This is a genomic window from Suipraeoptans intestinalis, assembly GCF_034091795.1.
Taxonomy (GTDB): domain Bacteria; phylum Bacillota; class Clostridia; order Lachnospirales; family Lachnospiraceae; genus Suipraeoptans; species Suipraeoptans intestinalis.
Genome location: NZ_JAXFXH010000002.1, coordinates 17,789 through 37,703, shown reverse-complemented (window position 1 = coordinate 37,703; position 19,915 = coordinate 17,789). Strand labels below are relative to the sequence as shown.

Sequence of the window (19,915 nt, the reverse complement as noted above, 5' to 3'; positions counted from 1 at the left end):
CCGGTTCCCGGCGGTAAATCGTTCCGGGGACACAGGAAAGGACAGAGTGCATGAAGAAATCAGACAAGGATGTCTGCGAGGAGCTGTGCATCCATGAAAAACCGGTGCAGGAGGCAAAGGACAAGCTGCCGCCCCAGGAGTTACTTCAAAATCTGGCAGATTTTTACAAGGTGTTTGGAGACGCCACGAGGGTGAAACTGTTGTATGTCATGCTGGACTACGAACTGTGCGTGTGCGATCTGGCAGAGGTGCTGGGAATGACTCAGTCGGCGATCTCGCATCAGCTGCGGATCTTAAAACAGATGAAACTGGTAGGAAGCAGAAGAGAAGGGAAAAGCGTGTTCTATTCCCTGGCAGACGGTCATATCCGGCAGATCCTCCAGCAGGGAATGGAGCATATCACAGAATAGTAAGGGGAAAGAGGATGGGAAAAGAAAACTGGATCAAGCGAATAGGAAAGCTGGGAGTCGTTCTTGCCCTGGGAGCTCTGCTGGCAGGCTGCAGGGAAAACCCGTCTGAAAAGGGTGTGGAATATTTAAAAGAAGGAAACTATGAAAAGGCTATCACGCAATTTGAAAAGGCTATCCAGGAAAAGATAAAAGAAGGAGACGCTTACCGGGGGATCGGGATCGCCCGGTACGAGCTGGGAAATTACAAGGAAGCTAAGGAGGCGCTTTTAAAAGCGCTGGAAGAGGGGGAAAAGCCCTCTGCCACCTTTCACGAAATGCTGGGGGACTGTGAACTGAACCTGGGAGAACCAAGATCCGCATTGAATTACTATCGCCTGGCGTTGGAGGGAGATCTATCCAAGGAAGCAAGGGCGGAGGTCCTGCTCAATGAGATCGCAGCGTATGAACAGCTGAAAGACTGGAAAAGTGCGAAAGCAAAGCTGGAAGCCTATGTGAAAGAATATCCCGACCAGGAAAAGGCAAAAAAAGAACTGGAGTTTTTGCGGACAAGGGATCTTTGACAGAGGCCTTGAAGGGCGCGGCAGGGTACAGAGCCGTCCTGTGCCAGAGACAGAGGGAGAAATGATGATAGAGTTACAGGAAGAGAAAGAAAAGGTAATCCTGGTGGGAGTCAGTACTTCCTCAGAAGAAGAAACGGAGCATTCACTGGCGGAGCTGGCAGACCTGGCGGAGACGGCGGGAGCAGAGGTGGTGGGAAAGATCGTACAGAACCGGGAAATGGCTCATGCGGCGACCTATGTAGGAAAAGGGAAGCTGGAGGAGATCAAGGATCTTCTCTGGGAAAAAGAGGCGACAGGTATCCTGTGTGACGATGAACTGTCCCCGGTGCAGCTTCGGAATCTTCAGGAGGAGCTGGAAACCAAGGTGATGGACAGGACGCTGGTGATCCTGGATATTTTTGCGGCCAGGGCCAGGACCAGTGAAGGAAAGATCCAGGTGGAACTGGCACAGCTGAAATATCGGCAGTCCAGACTGACAGGGAAGGGAAGCGCCATGTCCAGGCTGGGAGGCGGGATCGGAACCAGAGGTCCCGGAGAAAAAAAGCTGGAGACGGACAGAAGGGTCATCCGCCACAGGATCGCATGTCTGAGCCGGGAACTGGCGGAGGTCAAAAGACATCGGGAAATCACAAGGGAGAACCGAAGCCGGAGCTTTTTGCCGGTGATTGCTATTGTAGGATATACCAATGCCGGCAAATCTACGCTGCTGAACCGACTGACAAAGGCGGATATCCTGGCTGAGGATAAGCTGTTTGCAACCCTGGATCCTACCACCAGGCAGTGGATCCTTCCTTCGGGAAGGACAGTGCTTCTGACGGATACGGTAGGGTTTATCCGCAAGCTGCCGCACCATCTGATCGAAGCCTTTCAAAGTACGCTGGAAGAGGCGAAATATGCGGATCTGGTATTTCACGTGGTGGACAGCTCCTCTTTGCAGATGGAAGGACAGATGCACACGGTATACGAGACACTGGACAGACTGGGCATCAAGGGAAAGCCTTTGGTTACCATCTTTAACAAGGTGGATAAGCTGTCCGAAGGAAGGCGAATGAAGGACTTTCGATGCGACTTTCAGGCAGTCATTTCCGCCAGGACGGGAGAGGGAGAAGACGCCCTGCTGCAGGGAGTGGAGCTGCTGCTTCGGGAGAAGGATGTGCTGATCGAAGAGGTATTTCCTTACGATCGGATGGGGGTGGTACAGGAGATCCGAAAATGGGGAGAGATCCTGGAAGAAGAGTACACCCAGGAAGGGATTCTGGTTCGGGCTTACGTCTCTGACGCCCTCTGGCGAAACATAGAAAATCAAAAATGAATATGATATACTGAGGCATAGGAGGAAAAACCTATGCCTTTACAATTTGTATTAGGACCGTCAGGGTCAGGAAAATCAACCTATCTGTATCGGATGGTACTGGAGGGAGCGCTCAAAAATCCGGAGGAAACCTACATCGTTCTGGTGCCGGAGCAGTTTACCCTGCAGACACAGAAGGAGCTGGTGGAGCTCCATCCCCGGCATGCGCTGATGAATGTGGACGTCTTAAGCTTTGAGCGGCTGGCCTACCGGGTGTTTAACGAGACAGGACAGCCGTTGCCTCTTCTGGATGAAGAAGGGAAAAGCCTGGTGCTGCGCAAGGTGGCGTCAGACAGGGAAAAGGAATTGTCTGTGTTGAAAGGAAACGCCAAAAAGGCGGGATATATCCGGGAGATCAAGTCGCTTCTCTCTGAATTTATGCAGTATGATATCGGTCCCGAAGAGCTTCGTCGCATGATAGAAAAAGAAAGGGAAGGATCCCTGCTTGCCTGCAAGCTAAGAGATATGGAGATCCTGTATGAAGGGTTTCTGGCCTATCTGGAAAAAAGCTACGTGGTCAAAGAAGGACTGCTGGATATTCTGGCAAAGCTTTGCGGGCAGTCAGAATTTCTGGCAGGAAGTACGCTGGTACTGGACGGCTTTACGGGATTTACCCCCCGCCAGCAGCGGGTGCTGTCACGCCTGATGGACTGCTGTAAAAAAATAGTGGTAACGGCCACTGTAGGGAGACAGGAGGATGCTTATCACTATACAGGCCCGTTCCAGCTGTTTGCACGCAGCAAAAAGATGATCGCCTCCCTCTGCAGCCAGGCGGAAGAAAAGGGACTTCCGGTGGAAAAAGACATACTTCTGTTTGAGATGCCGGCACCGCGGTTTCGGGAACGGGAGGATCTGGCGTTTTTGGAAGAGAACCTGTTCCGAAAAGGAAGAGAGGCTTACCCGTATACACCAGAGCGGATCTGGCTGAGAAGGGCCGGAAATCCCAAAGAAGAAGCCGGCTGGACGGCGCAGGCTATCCGAAAGCTGATAAGGAAGGAAGGGTATCGGTACAGGGAGATAGGAGTCATTGCCGGAGACATGGAATTGTACGGAGATTATCTGACGGAAGCCTTTGAGCAGTATCAGATTCCCTGCTTTCTGGACAGAAAACGGAATATTTTGCTGCATCCCTATCTGGAACATATCCGAAGCCTGCTGTACCTGCTTCAGAAAAATTTTTCTGTGGAGGGCGTATTCCGCTTCTTGCGATCGGATTTTTCCCTGCTAAGCCGGGATGCGGTAGACCGGCTGGAAAATTATGTGATCGGGATGGGGATCAAAGGAGGCGGCAGATGGGATGCTCTCTGGGATAAACGGCTGCGTTTCATGGCGGAAGAAGAACTGACGGCGCTGAATCAGAGCCGCACCACATTTCTGGAGCAGATTCGGGAAGTCCGGGAAGTGGCCAGAAAATCAAAAAAAACAGTGGGAGAAATGACCCGGGCACTATATGGATATATGGTGTCTCAGGAGCATCAGAAAAAATTGAAGCAGGCGGAAGAGACCCTGCTGCAGGAAGGGGAACCGGCTCTTGCAAAGGAATATTCTCAGATCTATCGGACTGTGCTGGAAGTATTTGATAAATTTGTAGATCTTTTAGGAGAGGAGAACATCAGACTGGAAGAGTACTGCCAGCTGTTGGATGCGGGACTTGCGGAAGCCAGGATCGGTGTGATACCGCCAAGCCCGGATCAGGTGGTGGCAGGAGATCTGGAGCGGACCAGGATGGATCGGGTAAAGGTGTTATTTTTTGTGGGGGCAGGAGATCACTGCCTTCCCGGAAATCTGTCCCGGAACGGACTTCTGACAGAGCAGGAAAGAGAACGCTTTGAAGAAGAAAAGCTGGTTTTGGCTGCCGGAGGAAAGGAGCAGGCCTATATCCAGAAATTTGACTTATACCGAAATCTGACCAAGGCCTCGGACAGACTGATTATTTCCTACAGCCAGACCTCTTCGGAAGGCAGGTCCATCCGGCCATCCTACCTGATGGGAGAGATCAGGAGGCTCTACCCCTCCATCCGGATAGAAGCGGCAGAGGAGCCGGCACACGAAAGAGAGTGGACCGAAGAAAGCGGGATAGCATATCTCATTGACGGCTGGCAGAAGGAGCAGATGGACGACGCCTGGAAGGAGATCAGAAACTGGCTGCTGGCCAGACCGGACTGCAAAAGGGAGGTAGAGAAGGTATGGGAAGCGTTCCGTTATTCCTATCTGCCCCATCCTGTGGGGGAGGAAGATGCCAGAATCCTGTATGGGGAGGCGTACCGGGGAAGCGTGACACGGCTGGAAAAATTTTCAACCTGTGCGTTTGCCCATTTTCTCGCATACGGCCTTAGGCTGAGAGAACGGCAGGAATACGGATTTCAGAAGGTCGATCTGGGAAATGTGTGCCACGATGCGCTGGAACGGTATGCAAAAAGGATCCGGGAGGAAGGGAAAACCTGGACGCAGCTGACTCGGGAAGAACAAGAAGCCTGGAGCAGGCAGAGCGTGGAGGAAGCCGTGGAGGAGTACGGGAACCAGATCTTAAAAAGCACGGCCAGAAACGCCTATACAGCCGTGCGGGTACAGCGCTTGATGGACTGGTCGGTATGGGCTCTGACCAGACAGCTGGCAGCGGGAGAGTTTGAGCCGGTCTGGGAGGAAAAGGAGTTTGGCCACGGGAAGATCGACCGGGTAGACGTATGCATGGCCGGAGACAAGGCCTATCTGAAGATCATGGATTACAAAACGGGAAGAAAAGAACTGGATCTTTCCGAATTATATGACGGGCTTCAGATGCAGCTGATGATCTATATGAGGGAGGCGCTGAAGCTGGGCAGACAGGAGTGGCCGGACAAGGAGATCCTTCCTGCCGGCATGTTTTACTACCGGGTGCAGGAGCCCTGGGTGCAGAAGCTGCAGCCAAAGGAGAAAGAAAGCGAAGCAGAGCTCCAAAAGAAAAGAGAAGGACAGCTTCTGGCGGAGCTGAAGCCGGACGGGGTCATCAATGGAGACAAGGAGATCCTTCGCCACTTAAATACAGAGCGGCAGGCGGACATACTACCGCTAAAGTGGAACAAGGACGGGACTTTGGCTGCCCATTCCAAAGTGCTGACGGAAGAAGAATTCTGGATGCTACTGGATTATGCACAGGAGAAGTCGGAGGAGATCTCGGACAGGATCCTTAAGGGGGAGGCGGATATCCGCCCTTATCGCAAGCAAAACAGAACCGGATGCGATTATTGTCCCTATAGCAATATATGTAGGTTTGATAAAAAGGTTTCAGGCTTTTCTTATAAGGAGCTGGAAGCTATGAAAAAAGAGGAAGTGCTGGAACGGCTGCGAACGAGGAAAGGAGGAGACGGCGATGAAGTGGACGAAGGATCAGCAGAAAGTCATTGATCTGCGAAACCGGAACATCCTGGTGTCAGCAGCGGCCGGCTCCGGGAAAACGGCAGTGCTGGTAGAGCGGATCGTACAACGGCTGACCGATCAGGAGGAGCCTGTCGGCGTGGATCAGCTTCTGGTGGTAACCTTTACAGAGGCTGCGGCGGCAGAGATGAAAGAGCGCATCCGCAAAGCCATTGAGAAAAAAGTGGAAGAAAATCCACAGGATGAGCATTTAGAAAAACAGGCAAACTTTATCCACCAGGCCAGGATCATGACCATACACAGCTTCTGTATGTCGGTCATTCGGGAATATTTCCACGTGACAGATCTGGAGCCGGGGTTTCGGACAGGAGAGGAAGGGGAACTGAAGCTTCTGAAAAAAGAGGCGCTGGAGGAGCTTCTGGAGGAAAAGTATCAGCAGAAAGATGAGCGGTTCCTGCAGGTGATAGACAGCTATGCAGGCCGGCAGGGAGATGAAAGTATTGAAAAGCTGATCCTTAGGGTCTATGACTATGCCAGGAGCTATCCGGACTGGGAAACCTGGCTGAAAGGGCAGAGCAAAGCCTATGACGTCCATACGGTGAAAGAATTGGAGGAGGGATCCTGCGGAACCACTATTAAAGAAGAAGTAAGGCTTTGCCTGACAGAGGTACTGGAACAGATCCGCCAGTGTAGGGAGATCTGCGTGATGGAAGGGGGACCCGCCAAATATCTGGATAATCTGGACAAAGACGAAGAGCTTTTACGCAGTCTGTGGCGGGAAGAATCCCTCGGCGGATGGCAGAAGCAGTTCGCAGAGATGAAATTTTCCCCGCTTTCCAGAAAAAAAGAACCGGAGGCCCTGCCGGAATACCAGGAACTGGTAAAGGAAATCAGGGATCAATACAAAAAAGAGCTGCAGGAGCTGCAAAAACAGTATTTTTTCCAGCCAATGGAGGAAATGGTGGCAGACCTGGGACGGTGCAAAGAAGCAGTGGAGGAGCTGGCAGAGCTGGTGCTGGAATTTGGAGCAGTTTATCAGGCCAAAAAGAAGGAGCGGCATCTCATTGATTTTTCAGACATGGAGCAGTATGCCTTACGGATCCTGACAGAGTCCCGGGAGGGGAGGTTTGTACCCACTGCCATTGCCGGGGAATACAGGAAACAGATCCGGGAGATCATGATCGACGAGTACCAGGACAGTAATCTGATCCAGGAGACGATACTGACCAGTATTTCCGGAATGGAAACGGGAACCTACAATATTTTCATGGTAGGAGACGTGAAGCAGAGTATCTATCGGTTCCGTCTGTCCAGACCGGAGCTGTTTCTGGAAAAGTTTGATACCTACAGCAGAGAGGAAGGGCCGACCCAGAGGGTGGATCTGCACAAAAATTTCCGCAGCCGGAAGGAGGTGCTTTCCAGTGTAAACTTTCTGTTTCGTCAGTGCATGGTCAAAAGCCTGGGAGGGATCGACTATACGGACGAGGTGGCTCTGTATCCGGGAGCAGAGTATCCGGAAAGCGGTCAGTGCGATACGGAGATCCTCTGTATAGAAAGTCAGGAAGACGGAGAAAAGATTGTGGGAAAGGAGGCTGTCCGGCTGGAGGCGAAAGCCATTGCCCTGCGGATCCGGGAGCTGATCCGATCTCAGAAAGTGAAGGACAAAGAAAGCGGAGCCCTAAGACCCGCCGCCTATTCGGATATTGTGATCCTGGCAAGGAGTATGTCCAAGATGGCAGAAACGCTGGTGGAGGTGCTGGGACAGGAAGGGATCCCGGCCCATGCCGTCAACAAGGAGGGATATTTTGAGACCATAGAGGTGGGCGGTCTGCTGGACTATCTGCGGGTGCTGGACAATCGCAGGCAGGAGATCCCGCTGGCGTCCGTTCTGACCTCGCCGGTCACAGGGCTGAGAGAGTGGGAGCTGGCCAGGATCAAAAGCTTTCGACCGCAGCTTTCCTTTTATGACGCAGTCATGACATACAAAGAAGAAGGGGAAGATGCTTCCATCCGGGAAAAACTGCAGGAATGTTTTACCATGCTGGACGAGTTTGCCACCCTTTTATCCCATACACCGGTACATCAGCTGATCCGACTGATCCTGAAAAAGACGGGCTATGGAACTTATATGGCAGCCATGCCGGGAGGAAAGCAGAGAAAGGCCAATCTGGATTTTCTGGTGGAAAAAGCCAGGACGTTTGATACCACCAGTTACAAAGGGGTCTATCATTTTGTCAGATATGTGGAACAACTGCAAAAAAACGAGGTGGAACTGGGAGAGGCCGGAACAGAGGACGAGCAGTCGGACGTGGTAAGAGTGATGACGATCCACAAAAGTAAGGGTCTGGAATTCCCTATTGTGATCGTGGCCGGAATGGGGCGCAAGATCAATAAACAGGATACCAGAAGCAGCGTGGTCCTGCACGCAACAGAGGGGATAGGTTTAGATGCGGCGGATCTGAGCCGAAGAACCAGAACCAAAAGCCTGATCAAGGCCGTCATCCAGAAGGAGGAGCTGCAGGACGGGATGGGAGAAGAATTGCGGGTTCTGTACGTGGCGCTGACAAGGGCGAAGGAAAAGCTGATCCTTACAGGACTTCTGGAAGGAGGAAGGAAAAAGCTGGCCTCCTATGAGCAAACACGCTGGAGAAAAGAAGCTGCCCTGCCCTTCTACAGTCTTTTGGGAGCGGTTTCTTACTGGGACTGGATCCTGCCTGCCTGTGTGCGCCTGACAGAAGAGATCCCCATTTCCGTAAAATGCCTGACCCCATCGGAGATCCTTGGGGAAGAGGAGAAGGACAGGGAAAGAACATGGGACAAAGAAACCATGCTGTCAGAGGGGCTGGGACAGACTGTCTGCCAGGAAAAACTGCACCGGACCCTGGAAGAGCAGGAAGCCTACGCTTATCCCTATCCGCCCGGAATCAAGAAAAAATGGAAGTATACCGTGTCGGAATTAAAGCGGGCAGCAGACGGTCAGGATCCGGCGGAAGGAGACTATCTGTATGAGGAGCCGGATCCGATCCCGCTTTTACCTCGGTTTCTGCAAGGGGCGCAGGCGCCTACCGGAGCGTTCAGAGGAACGGCGTACCATAGTTTTCTGGAAAAGCTGGATGTCTCTTTGGCAGAAGAAACAGAGCTGAAACGGCAGCTGGATCATCTGCTGCAGACGGGGCGGCTGTCAGAGGAAATGGCAGCGTGCATCGACCTGCAGGAAATAGAAACCTTTCTGAACAGTGACGTGGGAAAACGAATGCAGGAGGCACAGAAAAAAGGAACCCTGCACAGAGAGCAGCCCTTTGTAATGGAGTTGGAGGAAGGGGAGGAGACGAAGGAGCCTCTTCTGATCCAGGGGATGATAGACGCCTGGTGGGAAGAGGAAGATGGGATCGTGGTACTGGACTACAAGACGGATCGGGTACAGCATCCCCGGGAATTGGCGGACAAATACCAGATACAACTGGAGTATTACGCAAAAGCGTTGAGCGCCGGGCAAGGAAAAACCGTCAAGGAAAAATGGATCTATTCCTTTGCATTAAAGGAAAGTCTGCAACTGCTCTGAGAGCCTCCGAAAAAAGAATAGAAAAAAGATACAATACTGCATTGACAAACAATATTATATGAAATATAATATGCGTGTTCGAACAATATTGTTTAATGCAAAGGAAGTGATGAAATGGTATTTAATACCGGAGCAGCACTGTTGGATGCGATCGTACTGGCGGTAGTTTCCCGTGAGGAGGAAGGAACCTACGGTTATAAGATCACGCAGGACGTTCGTGTGGTGCTGGACGTTTCAGAATCCACCTTATATCCTGTTTTGAGGAGACTGCAAAAGGATGAGTGTCTGGAGGTTTATGACAGACAGTTTGACGGCCGAAACCGCCGTTATTATAAGGTAACGGAGAAGGGAGAGGCACAGTTGAATCTTTATCGTGTGGAATGGAAGAATTATTCACGAAAGATCATGGGAATATTTGAGGGAGGTGCGACAGCATGAAACGTGCAGAGTTTATGACACAGCTTGCTGCATTATTACAGGATCTGCCGGCAGACGAGCGCAAAGAGGCGCTTCAGTACTATGAAGATTATTTCAGAGATGCCGGCGAGACGAATGAAGCAGAAGTAATAGAAGAACTGGGAAGCCCCCGGAAGGTAGCAGATACTATCAGAGAGGGACTGGGAGTTCCCAAATGGGAGCAAAGGGGAACGGAAGTGGTTCCGGGACCAAAGGCTCCACAGGGAGAGTTGAACCAGCAAAACAACAGGATTTTAAAGATACTTCTTATCGTAGGGATCTGCATCCTTGCAAGTCCGGCCATCGGCGGAGTACTGGCGGTGGTGATCGGCATAGTAGCTGCCGTTCTGGGAGTCTTTGTGGCACTGGTGGTAGGAGCCATAGCAATGGTGGTGACAGGAGCGATCGTGTTTTGCTCCGGAATCCTGTGTGTCGTACCGGAAGTCGCAATGGGGCTGGCGCTGATGGGCGCAGGACTGGTGCTGCTGGCGCTGGGAGCCATGCTGGCGGTGGCGTCTGTCTGGGTTGCGGCCAAGGTTTTTGCGGCAGGATGCAGAGGATTTGTATATCTTTGTCGGATACCGTTTCGTAGAAGGGAGGTGGCGTCCTAATGAAAAAAGGATGGAAGATATTCTGGATCACCTGTGCTGCTCTGACAATGACAGGACTGTTACTTTGTACAGCGGCATTCTGTATAGGGGTAGACTGGCAGAAGATAAAAGAAAAAGTCCCGGGAAATTTCAAGATCTCAACAGACTGGCGGCCGGGCGGAAGACTTCACTATAAGGAAGGAGAAGCCACCGGCAGCAACAGAAAAGAAGACGAGACAAAAACCTTTCAGAATATAAGAGAGATAGAAGTAGAAGCCGATGCCAATGCAGTGGAGATCCTCTCTGCCGACACGGAGGAGGTAACGGTGGAAACCCGAGGGCTTCACAAAAACACCAGGACAGTGATCCGGGAAGAAGAGGGGACACTGCATGTGGAGGCCAAAGTAAAGAAATGGATGATGTGGTTTGGGAACCGACAGTTCCAAAATGGAAAGATCATTATCCGGGTACCCAAAAACAGCCGGATGGAGGAAGTATCGGTGGCGCAGGATACGGGAACCCTTCGGATAGAAGGGATCCGGACGGAAGAACTGTCCGTGGATATGAGCGCCGGAGAAGGAACGCTTTCGCAGGTGTGGGCAACGGGAATTGATGTAGGCTGTTCTGCCGGAAAGATCTCTGTGTCGGGACATGTGGGAGAAAGCCTGGATCTCAACTGCGGAGTAGGAGAGATCGAAGCGGATCTGGACGGGACGCAGGAAGAGTACGGATACGAGGTGGAATGCGGCGTAGGTGAAGTCGAGATCGGAAATAAAAGCTTTACGGCGCTGAGCCGGGAAGAGACGGCGGAAGGAACGACAGAGAAGAGCATCTCTGCAGAATGTGGCGTGGGTGCGATCCGGGTAACGTTTAACGGACAGAAGCAGCAGGTAAACGGAAATGAATAGCAAATAGAGATTAGAGATGAAAGGAGAAATGGATGATGGAAAAAAGATTATACCGTTCAAAAAACAACAAAATGATCTGTGGTGTATGCGGAGGGATTGCAGAATATTTTAACGTGGATCCTACGCTGGTCAGACTGGGAGTAGTGCTTCTGGGATTTGGAGGCGGGATCGGTCTCTTTACCTATCTGATCGCGGCGGTGATCATGCCGGAAAATCCGGGGAACCAGAACAATTATTAAAAAACATTCCAAAAATGTTACGAATGTTAAGAAGTGTGAACATTTGCTGACAAAGGTTGAAAAGAAAGGAACCCTTTGCTATAATCGACCACTGTAAGAAAAGAGCAGGTGGAAGAGATGGACAACGGGATCAATATTTTAGATATAGAAATACAGCCCTGTTTTGCAAAAGAGGCGTTAAAAAAGGCAATTACATATATGGAGACCGACCCGGTCAGCGTGATCCGGATGGTAACGGCGACAGAACTGATGAATCTGAACGAGGATGTCAGATGCAAGGAGATCCTGAAAGAGTCGGACATGATCCTGTCCGGCGACGGTCTGGTTTTGGAGGCAGCGTCCATCCGGGAAAGAAGGGTTTTGCAGGAGACGGAGGAAAAGACATTTTTGAAAATGTTTTTCCGGTATCTTCACAAAAAGCATGCCAGAGTGTATGTGCTGGCCCAGACCCGGAAGGAGGCGGAGGACTGCTGCCGGTATCTGAAGAGAAAGTATGGAGGCATTCAACTGTTGGAAGATGTGGGTGTGACAGAGGAAGCCGGGGCGGACGACAGGCTGGTCAACGCCATTAACGGGCAGGAGGCGGACTGTGTGATCTCGCTTCTTCCCTCTCCGCTGCAGGAAAGTTTCCTTTGCACCAACAGGGATCGGCTGGATGTAAGAATCTGGCTGGGAGCGGGAGAAAGCCTTCGCAGTATTGCCAGAAAATCAAAGCCGGGGCCGGTGGGACGGTTCATCATCAAACACATCTTCAAAAAAGAGCTGGAAAAGTCATCAAAAGAGGACTCTTGATTACAACAGAAAAAAGGCAAAGAGGAAATTAACAAAAAAACAGGATTTCCTCTTTATTTTTTTGGTTAAATGTATTAGTATGTGTTTAGCAGTATGCAATTTTACTACTTTGCAAGAGGGTTTGTTGTGAAAAGTGCATATTGAAACGAGTGGAGGAGATGGCATATGATATCTAATCAAATACTTCAAAATACCATTGAGGGATTAAAAGGGATCACAAGAATCGACTTTTGCATTCTGGATACAGATGGAAAACCTTTGGCGACTACGTTTACAGAGCAGCAAAGTTATGAGGAAGAGATCGTTTCCTTTGTGGATTCCCCGGCGGACAGCCAGGTGATACAGGGACATCAGTTTTTCAAGATCTTTGATGACCATCAGTTGGAGTATATTTTACTTGCAAATGGCGGCGGCGACGATGTATATATGGTGGGAAAGATCGCCTCTTTCCAAATCCAGAATCTTCTGGTAGCATATAAGGAGAGGTTTGACAAGGACAACTTCATCAAGAATCTCCTGCTGGACAATCTGCTGCTGGTGGACATATACAATCGGGCCAAGAAGCTTCATATCGACACAGAGGTCAGGCGTGTGATCTTTATCATAGAGACCAAGCACGAGAAAGACAGCAGTGTGCTGGACAGCGTGCGGGGATTTTTAGGCAATCGCACAAGAGACTTTGTGACGGCGGTAGATGAAAAAAACATCATCGTGGTCAAGGAAGTGGAGGCCGGGGACGGTCACGCCGAGTTGGACAAGGTCGCACAGAGCCTTCGGACACTTCTGGCAGAGGAAGGAGAAGAAGAGGCGCTGATCGCCTATGGAACGGTGGTCAACGACATCAAGGAAGTGTCAAAATCTTACAAAGAAGCAAAGCTTGCACTGGATGTAGGCAAGATCTTCTTTGGGGAAAGGAATGTGATCGCATACAGTACGCTGGGTATCGGAAGGCTGATCTATCAGCTGCCCATCCCGCTTTGCAAAATGTTTATTCGTGAGATTTTTGAGGGGAAATCTCCAGATGATTTCGACGAGGAGACGTTGGTGACCATCAACAAATTCTTCGAGAATAATCTGAACGTATCAGAGACGTCCAGACAATTGTATATTCACCGCAACACGCTGGTTTACCGGTTGGATAAGCTTCAGAAGAGCACAGGGCTCGATCTGCGCGTGTTTGAGGATGCCATCACGTTTAAGATCGCGCTGATGGTGGTAAAATATATGAATTATATGGAGACTCTGGAGTATTAATAATTAGGAGGAAACTATGATTGAATTAAAAGAGGTCACGAAAGAATATTCCAAGGGGATCGCAGCCCTGAACGGAGTCAATGTCAAGATAGAGCAGGGAGAGTTCGTCTTTATTGTAGGAGACAGCGGATCCGGCAAATCGACTTTGATCCGGCTGATCATGAAAGAGCTGGAGCCCACTACGGGGAGCATTGTGGTCAACGGACAGAATCTGAACCGCATGAAGCACAGAAAGATCCCCCTTTACAGGAGAGGGATCGGGGTAGTCTTTCAGGACTTCCGTCTGTTAAAGGACAGAAATATTTACGAGAATATCGCTTTCGCACAGAGGGTAACAGAAACACCTTCCCGTGTGATCAAGAAAAAGGTGCCGGCCGCATTGTCGTTGGTGGGACTGGCACAAAAATACAAATCTTTTCCGAAGGAGCTTTCAGGGGGAGAGCAGCAAAGAGTTGCCATTGCCAGAGCTATCGTAAATGAGCCGGCGATCCTGCTGGCGGATGAGCCGACAGGAAACCTGGACCCGACCAATTCATGGGAGATCATGAAACTGTTGGAAGAAGCCAATGAAAGAGGCACGACAGTGCTGGTGGTTACCCACAACCAGGAAATCGTAAATGCGATGAAGAAGCGGGTAATTACCATGAAGAAGGGTGTAATTGTAAGCGACGAGAAAAAAGGTGGGTATAAAAATGAGAATTAGTACAGTGGGTTATTCCTTAAAACAAGGCGTCAAGAACATCGGCAGAAATAAAATGTTCTCTATTGCGTCCATTGCGACCATGGCGGCATGTATCTTCTTGTTCGGCTTGTTTTATTCGATTGTAATGAATTTTAACTATATTGTGGAAAAAGCGGAAGAGGGCGTGGCCATTACCGTATTTTTCAATGACGACGTGGAAGAATCCCAGAAGGATCGGATCGGAGAGCAGCTAAAGGAACTGGACGGGGTTCTGTCCGTCAATTATGTCAGCGGAGACAGCGCATGGGAGAAGTTCAAGGGTGACTATTTCCAGGAATCCGCGGATCTGGCAGATGGCTTCAGTGCAGATAATCCGCTGGCCAACTCAGATCATTATGAAGTCTACATGAAAGAAGTAGAAAAGCAAAAGAGCGTAGTCTCTTACGCAGAAAAGCTGGAAGGGGTCCGCAAGGTCAACAAGTCGGATGTGGTAGCCAAGACGCTGACCAGCGTCAATCGGTTGCTGTGGTATGTGTCGGCGGTCATCATCACTATCCTGCTGGCAGTTTCCGTATTTCTGATCAGCAATACCGTTACCATGGGTGTGGCGGTCAGACGGGAAGAGATCGCCATCATGAAGTACATCGGAGCCAAGGATGGATTTGTCCGGGCACCGTTCGTCATAGAGGGTCTGATCATCGGAGCCATCGGAGCGCTGATTCCTCTGGTGTTATTGTATTTCATGTACGACAAGGCCATCACCTATATTATGACCAAATTCAGTCTTTTGAGAAATATCATAGATTTTCTTCCGGTTACGCATGTGTACCGTACACTGCTTCCGATCGGGATCGCCATGGGAGTGGGCATCGGATTTTTGGGAAGCTTTGTAACGATTCGTAAGCATTTGAAAGTGTAGACAAGAAAGCGAGCATAAGGGGGTTGTATGATGCAGGTAAGAAAGAGACTTTGCGGATTGCTGGCATTGGTGTTGTGTGTGAGTCTGGTATTTCCGGTACATGCTACCAGTATCGATGATGCAAAGCAAAAGGCACAGGAACTGGAAAACAAAAAGCAGACCGCCGAAGGGGAGAAGGCGGCGCTGACACAGCAACTGACGGAAATCGTTAAGAAGATGCAGGATACGGAAAGCAAGATCAGCGAAAAGGAAGACGAGATCAACAAAAAGGCGGCAGAGCTGATCGATGCGAAGAATGATGAAAACGATCAGTATGAAAGCATGAAAAAGCGGATCCGTTATATGTATGAAAACGGCAATACACAGTTTATTGAAATCCTCTGCAAATCCAAGAATATTTCAGACTTTCTGAACAATGCAGAGTATATCAGTACGATATCGCAGTATGACAGAGACATGCTGACAGAGTTTCAGGATATCGTAAGGAGCGTGGAAAAACAGGAGAAAGACCTGCAGGCACAATACGCAGAACTGGAGAAGCTACAGAAGGATCTGGAGAGCAATAAGAATACCCTGAGCACGCTGGTGGCAAATAAGGAAGTAGAGATCAGCAGTCTGGACGGCGAGCTGGGAGATGCAAAGGCGAAGATCGCAGAACTGGAGGCAGCGGCGGCAGAAGCGCAGAGAAAGAGAGAAGAAATGGCGGCAGCGGCAGCAGCGGCCAGCAAGGCGACAGCAGCCTCCTCTCCGGTAATGGTTTCCCAGGTCAGCGCGAATGTTTCCGGCAGCGGGACATTTTCTCATCCCTGTCCGGGATACACCTGTGTATCCAGTGACTACGGCTATCGTGTGCAGCCTCTTCCGGGAGCGACGGCGCGTCATGACGGAGTGGACTTTGCAGCGCCTACCGGGACTCCGGTATATGCGGCAGAGGCAGGTACCGTAACCCACGTGGGCTGGTTTGGAACGGGAGGCCAGGCGGTTATCATCAATCATGGAAACGGCATGGTGACCTGGTATCTTCACCTGAGCGCGTTCAGCGTCAGCCAGGGACAGCGTGTATCACGGGGAGAAAATGTAGGATATGTGGGGACGACGGGAAACTCTACGGGACCGCACCTGCATTTCCAGGTAAACGTAAACGGAACACCGGTAAGTCCGTGGAATTTTATAAAGTAAGGAACATACAAAATGAAAAATAAAAAAAGTTTTCTGGCAGGGGCGCTGTGCGGTGCCCTTGCTGTGCTGTTGATCGTAGGCTGTATCGGAGTAGGGCGGCGTCTGGCGGGGCTGGCAGGCAATGCTTCCATGGAAGGGAAGGTAAAAGCCATCCGATCCATGATCCAGGAAGTATACATTGGCGAAGTGGACGAAAAGACTTTGCAGGAAAGTATGCTGAAAGGATATGTGGCGGGGCTGGGAGATCCTTATTCATCCTATTTTACAAAAGAAGAGACCAAGGAATTTAACGAAATGACCTCTGGTGAATTTTCGGGGGTTGGTGCGATCTTAAACATGAACAAGGACACTCAGGAGGTGGAACTGGTTAAGATCTATAAAGGATATCCGGCGGACAAGGCAGGATTAAAGGCCGGAGATGTTGTGATCAAGGTAGACGACACGGATGTGACGGGAATGACCCTGCAGGAAGTGGTTTCCATGATCAAGGGGGAAAAAGGCACAGAGGTGAAGATCACAGTGACCCGCGGCGAAGGAGAGGAAGAACTGACAGTCACGGCGGTGCGCGACACGGTGCAGGTGCAGACGGTAGACTACCGGATGCTGGAAAATCAGATCGGATATATTCAGGTGACAGAGTTTGACGCCGTGACGGCAGAACAGTATCAGAAAGCGATGGACGATCTTACCCAGCAGGGAATGACAGGTCTGGTAGTGGATCTTAGAGGCAATCCGGGAGGAAGCCTGGATACCGTGTGTCAGATGCTGGACACCATGCTTCCGGAGGGGCTGATCGTCTACATGGAGGATAAGAGCGGAGCACGTACGGAGGAAACCTCGGATGCAGAGCATCAGTTTACCAAGCCCCTGGCGGTACTGGTAGACGGCAACAGTGCCAGCGCGTCGGAGATCTTTGCGGGAGCGATCCAGGATTATGGAATCGGAAAAATCGTGGGGACGCAGACCTACGGGAAAGGCGTCGTGCAGCAGATATTTGAACTGAAAGACGGGTCCAGCGTAAAACTGACCATTGCAGAATACTTCACGCCAAAGGGCAGAAATATCAACGGAAAAGGGATCACGCCGGATGTGAAACTGGAAGCGCCTGCTTCAGGATCCGGGACAGAAAGTCAGACAGAGCCCGGAGAGGATGCCTGGGTGGCGGAGGCGGTAAAAGCCATCTCAGCCCAGTAAAAAACAGAACCAACAAGAGAAAGAGACAAGGGGGAATGCTTAGTTTGGCATTCCCTTTTATAGTGTCCTATGGTACAATAAGTTGATACAACGGCGGCAAAAAGAAAGGATAAGGCTATGGTAACATTGATTCGAAATGGACAGATCCTGGATCCCCGGACAGGACGGGACGAAGTAGGAGATATCTGGATCCGTGGAGACCGGATCATAGATGCTTCCCGGGAGAATCCGCCTCTTGGCAGGGAGGAAGCGGATCTGGTGATCGACGCAGAGGGCTGCTGGGTGATGCCGGGACTGATCGATCTGCATGTACATTTGAGAGATCCTGGATTTACATATAAGGAAACGCTGGAAACGGGAGGAAAAGCGGCGGTAAAAGGCGGGATCACGACTGTCTGCGCCATGCCGAACACCAACCCTCCCATCGACGACGGAGACAAAGTAAAAGCGGTACACGACAGGGCGAAGGTGGAATCGCCGGCAAGGGTGATCCAACTGGGAGCCGTTACGAAAGAGCAGGGCGGGAAGTCTCTGGCGGATATCCGGGGGATGGCAAAGGCCGGGTGTCACGCCATCAGCGAGGATGGAAAGTCTGTGGTGGATGCGGGACTGTACCGGCAGGCGATGAAGCTGGCAAAAGAAGAAGGACTGTCCGTGTTTGCCCACTGTGAGGAAATCCGGCTGGTAGAAGACGGGGTCATGAATGCAGGAGCAAGAGCAAGGGAACTGGGGCTTCGGGGGATCACCAATAGCGTGGAGGACGTGATCGTTGCCAGAGATATCCTGCTGGCGAAGGAAACGGGAGTAAAGCTGCACCTTTGCCATTGTTCTACAAAAGACAGCGTTGCCATGGTAGAGGCGGCAAAGGAAGCAGGACTTGCTGTGACGGCCGAGGTTTGTCCCCATCATCTGATCCTGACGGCAGAAGAGATCCCGGAAGATGACGGGAATTACAAGATGAATCCGCCGCTGAGAGACAGAGAAGACGTGGAGGCCTTGCGAAGAGGTCTGGCAGAAGGGATTTTGGACGCGGTGGCAACAGACCATGCTCCCCATGCCGGTAAAGAGAAGGACTGCTCCATGAAAGAGGCGGCTTTTGGGGTCGTGGGACTGGAAACCTCCCTGTCCCTGATCCATACGGAACTGGTAAAGACAGGAATCCTTGGAAGAATGGAGATGGTAGAGAGAATGAGTACTGCCCCGGCCAGGATCCTGGGACTTTCTGACAGAGGAAGCCTGACAGCGGGCTGCCTGGCGGACATTACCATTTTTGATCCCCGGGCGGAAGGAAAGATCCAAAAGGAGACGTTTGTGTCAAAAGGGACAAACACGCCTTTTGCCGGAAGAAGCGTACAGGGGCAGGTGAAAAAAACCCTGGTGGGCGGCAAGGTGGTCTACGAGGCCAGATAAGACAGAACCGGGGAGCCCCGGGAAAGCAGAAAAGAAGCGGCAGGAGGATTGGACCTGCAGGAGAGAAGAGATCCGGAGGAAAAGAAATGATCGATCAGCTGATAAAAAAGATTCAGGAAACAGAGGCGCCTATCGTTGTGGGGCTGGACCCCATGCTGGATTATGTGCCGGAGAGGCTCAAAAGGGAAGCCTTTGCAAAGTTCGGGGAAACGCTGGCAGGAGCAGGGGAAGCCATCTGGGAATTTAACAGAGGGATTATTGACCAGATCTGGGACGTGGTGCCGGCGGTAAAGCCACAGATCGCCATGTATGAACAGTTCGGAATTCCCGGGCTTGAAGCGTTTCAGAAAACGGCAGCGTATGCCAAAGAAAAAGGGCTGCTGGTGATCGGAGATATCAAGCGGGGAGACATCGGCTCCACCTCATTGGCCTATGCGGTAGGGCATTTGGGAAAAGTCAAAGTGGGCAGCAGGGAATATGCTCCGTTCACGGAGGATTTTGTGACGGTCAATCCCTATCTGGGATCGGATGGGATCCGCCCGTTTTTAGACGTATGCAAAGCAGAAAAGAAGGGGATCTTCGTGTTGGTAAAAACCTCCAACCCCTCCAGTGGAGAATTCCAGGACAGACAGATAGAGGGACGACCACTGTATGAATGGGTGGGAGAGCAGGTATCCCGCTGGGGAGAAGAGCTGATGGGAGAATCCTACAGCTATGTGGGAGCGGTAGTAGGAGCCACTTATCCCGAGATTGGAAAAAGCCTGCGCAAACTGATGCCGAATACCTTTATCCTGGTTCCGGGCTACGGGGCGCAGGGAGGAAGCGGAAAGGATCTGAAAGCATTTTTCAATGAGGATGGGCTGGGCGCTATCGTCAATTCCTCCAGAGGGATCATAGCAGCTTATCGGCAGGCGTCCTACGCCTCCTTCGGAGAGGAAGGATATGCGGGGGCGGCCAGACAGGCGGCGCTGGACATGAAGGCGGATTTGCGGCAGGCCTGGGAAAGATAGGACATACAGGGAATAGAAAAACAGAGAAAACAGAAGAAGCAGGAG

At 51.0% G+C, this 19,915-nt stretch carries 17 protein-coding genes; all 17 read left to right on the top strand.

All coding sequences use genetic code 11. The annotated features are described in order from the left end of the window. The first annotated feature begins 50 nt into the window (after nucleotides 1-50). The 17 genes from SOW26_RS00285 (at nucleotide 51) to pyrF (ending at nucleotide 19,870) form a co-directional block, all read left to right on the top strand. Nucleotides 51-410 carry an ArsR/SmtB family transcription factor gene (locus tag SOW26_RS00285; RefSeq protein WP_154477858.1) on the top strand — a complete coding sequence of 120 codons (360 nt, stop codon included), beginning with the start codon at nucleotides 51-53 and terminating at the stop codon, nucleotides 408-410. Between the two features lie 14 nt (nucleotides 411-424). Continuing rightward, nucleotides 425-970: a tetratricopeptide repeat protein gene (locus SOW26_RS00280; RefSeq protein WP_154477860.1), complete on the top strand. Its 546-nt coding sequence runs from the start codon at nucleotides 425-427 to the stop codon at nucleotides 968-970. A gap of 64 nt (nucleotides 971-1,034) precedes the next feature. After that, the gene (hflX, locus tag SOW26_RS00275) at nucleotides 1,035-2,282 is read left to right on the top strand and encodes a GTPase HflX (protein WP_276958919.1); all 1,248 of its coding nucleotides are present in this window, start codon (nucleotides 1,035-1,037) and stop codon (nucleotides 2,280-2,282) included. A gap of 33 nt (nucleotides 2,283-2,315) precedes the next feature. After that, a complete protein-coding gene (locus tag SOW26_RS00270) occupies nucleotides 2,316-5,705 on the top strand; it encodes a PD-(D/E)XK nuclease family protein (protein WP_320651678.1) in 3,390 nt (1,129 codons plus the stop codon). Then, the gene (gene addA / locus SOW26_RS00265) at nucleotides 5,671-9,237 is read left to right on the top strand and encodes a helicase-exonuclease AddAB subunit AddA (protein ID WP_320651677.1); all 3,567 of its coding nucleotides are present in this window, start codon (nucleotides 5,671-5,673) and stop codon (nucleotides 9,235-9,237) included. Before SOW26_RS00270 ends, addA begins: the two co-directional genes overlap by 35 nt. 114 nt (nucleotides 9,238-9,351) lie before the next feature. Beyond that, entirely contained in the window at nucleotides 9,352-9,675 is a 324-nt protein-coding gene (locus SOW26_RS00260; protein WP_154477866.1) for a PadR family transcriptional regulator, read from the top strand. After that, nucleotides 9,672-10,304 carry a DUF1700 domain-containing protein gene (locus SOW26_RS00255; RefSeq protein WP_276958928.1) on the top strand — a complete coding sequence of 211 codons (633 nt, stop codon included), beginning with the start codon at nucleotides 9,672-9,674 and terminating at the stop codon, nucleotides 10,302-10,304. The genes SOW26_RS00260 and SOW26_RS00255 overlap by 4 nt, the downstream gene beginning before the upstream one ends. Then, nucleotides 10,304-11,191 carry a DUF4097 family beta strand repeat-containing protein gene (locus SOW26_RS00250; protein ID WP_154477870.1) on the top strand — a complete coding sequence of 296 codons (888 nt, stop codon included), beginning with the start codon at nucleotides 10,304-10,306 and terminating at the stop codon, nucleotides 11,189-11,191. Before SOW26_RS00255 ends, SOW26_RS00250 begins: the two co-directional genes overlap by 1 nt. A 32-nt stretch (nucleotides 11,192-11,223) precedes the next feature. Further along, a complete protein-coding gene (locus SOW26_RS00245; protein WP_276958932.1) occupies nucleotides 11,224-11,430 on the top strand; it encodes a PspC domain-containing protein in 207 nt (68 codons plus the stop codon). A gap of 117 nt (nucleotides 11,431-11,547) precedes the next feature. Further along, entirely contained in the window at nucleotides 11,548-12,222 is a 675-nt protein-coding gene (locus tag SOW26_RS00240; RefSeq protein ID WP_235899483.1) for a WecB/TagA/CpsF family glycosyltransferase, read from the top strand. Between the two features lie 165 nt (nucleotides 12,223-12,387). Next, nucleotides 12,388-13,476, top strand: coding sequence for a PucR family transcriptional regulator (locus SOW26_RS00235; protein WP_154477876.1), 1,089 nt, complete (start codon nucleotides 12,388-12,390; stop codon nucleotides 13,474-13,476). A 16-nt stretch (nucleotides 13,477-13,492) separates the two neighbouring features. Next, complete coding sequence (gene ftsE / locus SOW26_RS00230; protein WP_154477878.1) at nucleotides 13,493-14,179, top strand: cell division ATP-binding protein FtsE; 687 nt, start codon at nucleotides 13,493-13,495, stop codon at nucleotides 14,177-14,179. Next, nucleotides 14,169-15,077, top strand: a complete 909-nt coding sequence (gene ftsX / locus SOW26_RS00225; protein WP_276958935.1) for a permease-like cell division protein FtsX — start codon at nucleotides 14,169-14,171, stop codon at nucleotides 15,075-15,077. Before ftsE ends, ftsX begins: the two co-directional genes overlap by 11 nt. A 27-nt stretch (nucleotides 15,078-15,104) precedes the next feature. Continuing rightward, complete coding sequence (locus SOW26_RS00220) at nucleotides 15,105-16,256, top strand: murein hydrolase activator EnvC family protein (RefSeq protein WP_276958939.1); 1,152 nt, start codon at nucleotides 15,105-15,107, stop codon at nucleotides 16,254-16,256. A gap of 12 nt (nucleotides 16,257-16,268) precedes the next feature. Continuing rightward, the gene (locus SOW26_RS00215; protein WP_320651676.1) at nucleotides 16,269-17,450 is read left to right on the top strand and encodes a S41 family peptidase; all 1,182 of its coding nucleotides are present in this window, start codon (nucleotides 16,269-16,271) and stop codon (nucleotides 17,448-17,450) included. A gap of 117 nt (nucleotides 17,451-17,567) precedes the next feature. Beyond that, a complete protein-coding gene (locus SOW26_RS00210; protein WP_320651675.1) occupies nucleotides 17,568-18,860 on the top strand; it encodes a dihydroorotase in 1,293 nt (430 codons plus the stop codon). Between the two features lie 86 nt (nucleotides 18,861-18,946). Beyond that, nucleotides 18,947-19,870: an orotidine-5'-phosphate decarboxylase gene (gene pyrF, locus SOW26_RS00205; protein ID WP_276958946.1), complete on the top strand. Its 924-nt coding sequence runs from the start codon at nucleotides 18,947-18,949 to the stop codon at nucleotides 19,868-19,870. Nucleotides 19,871-19,915 lie beyond the last annotated feature (45 nt).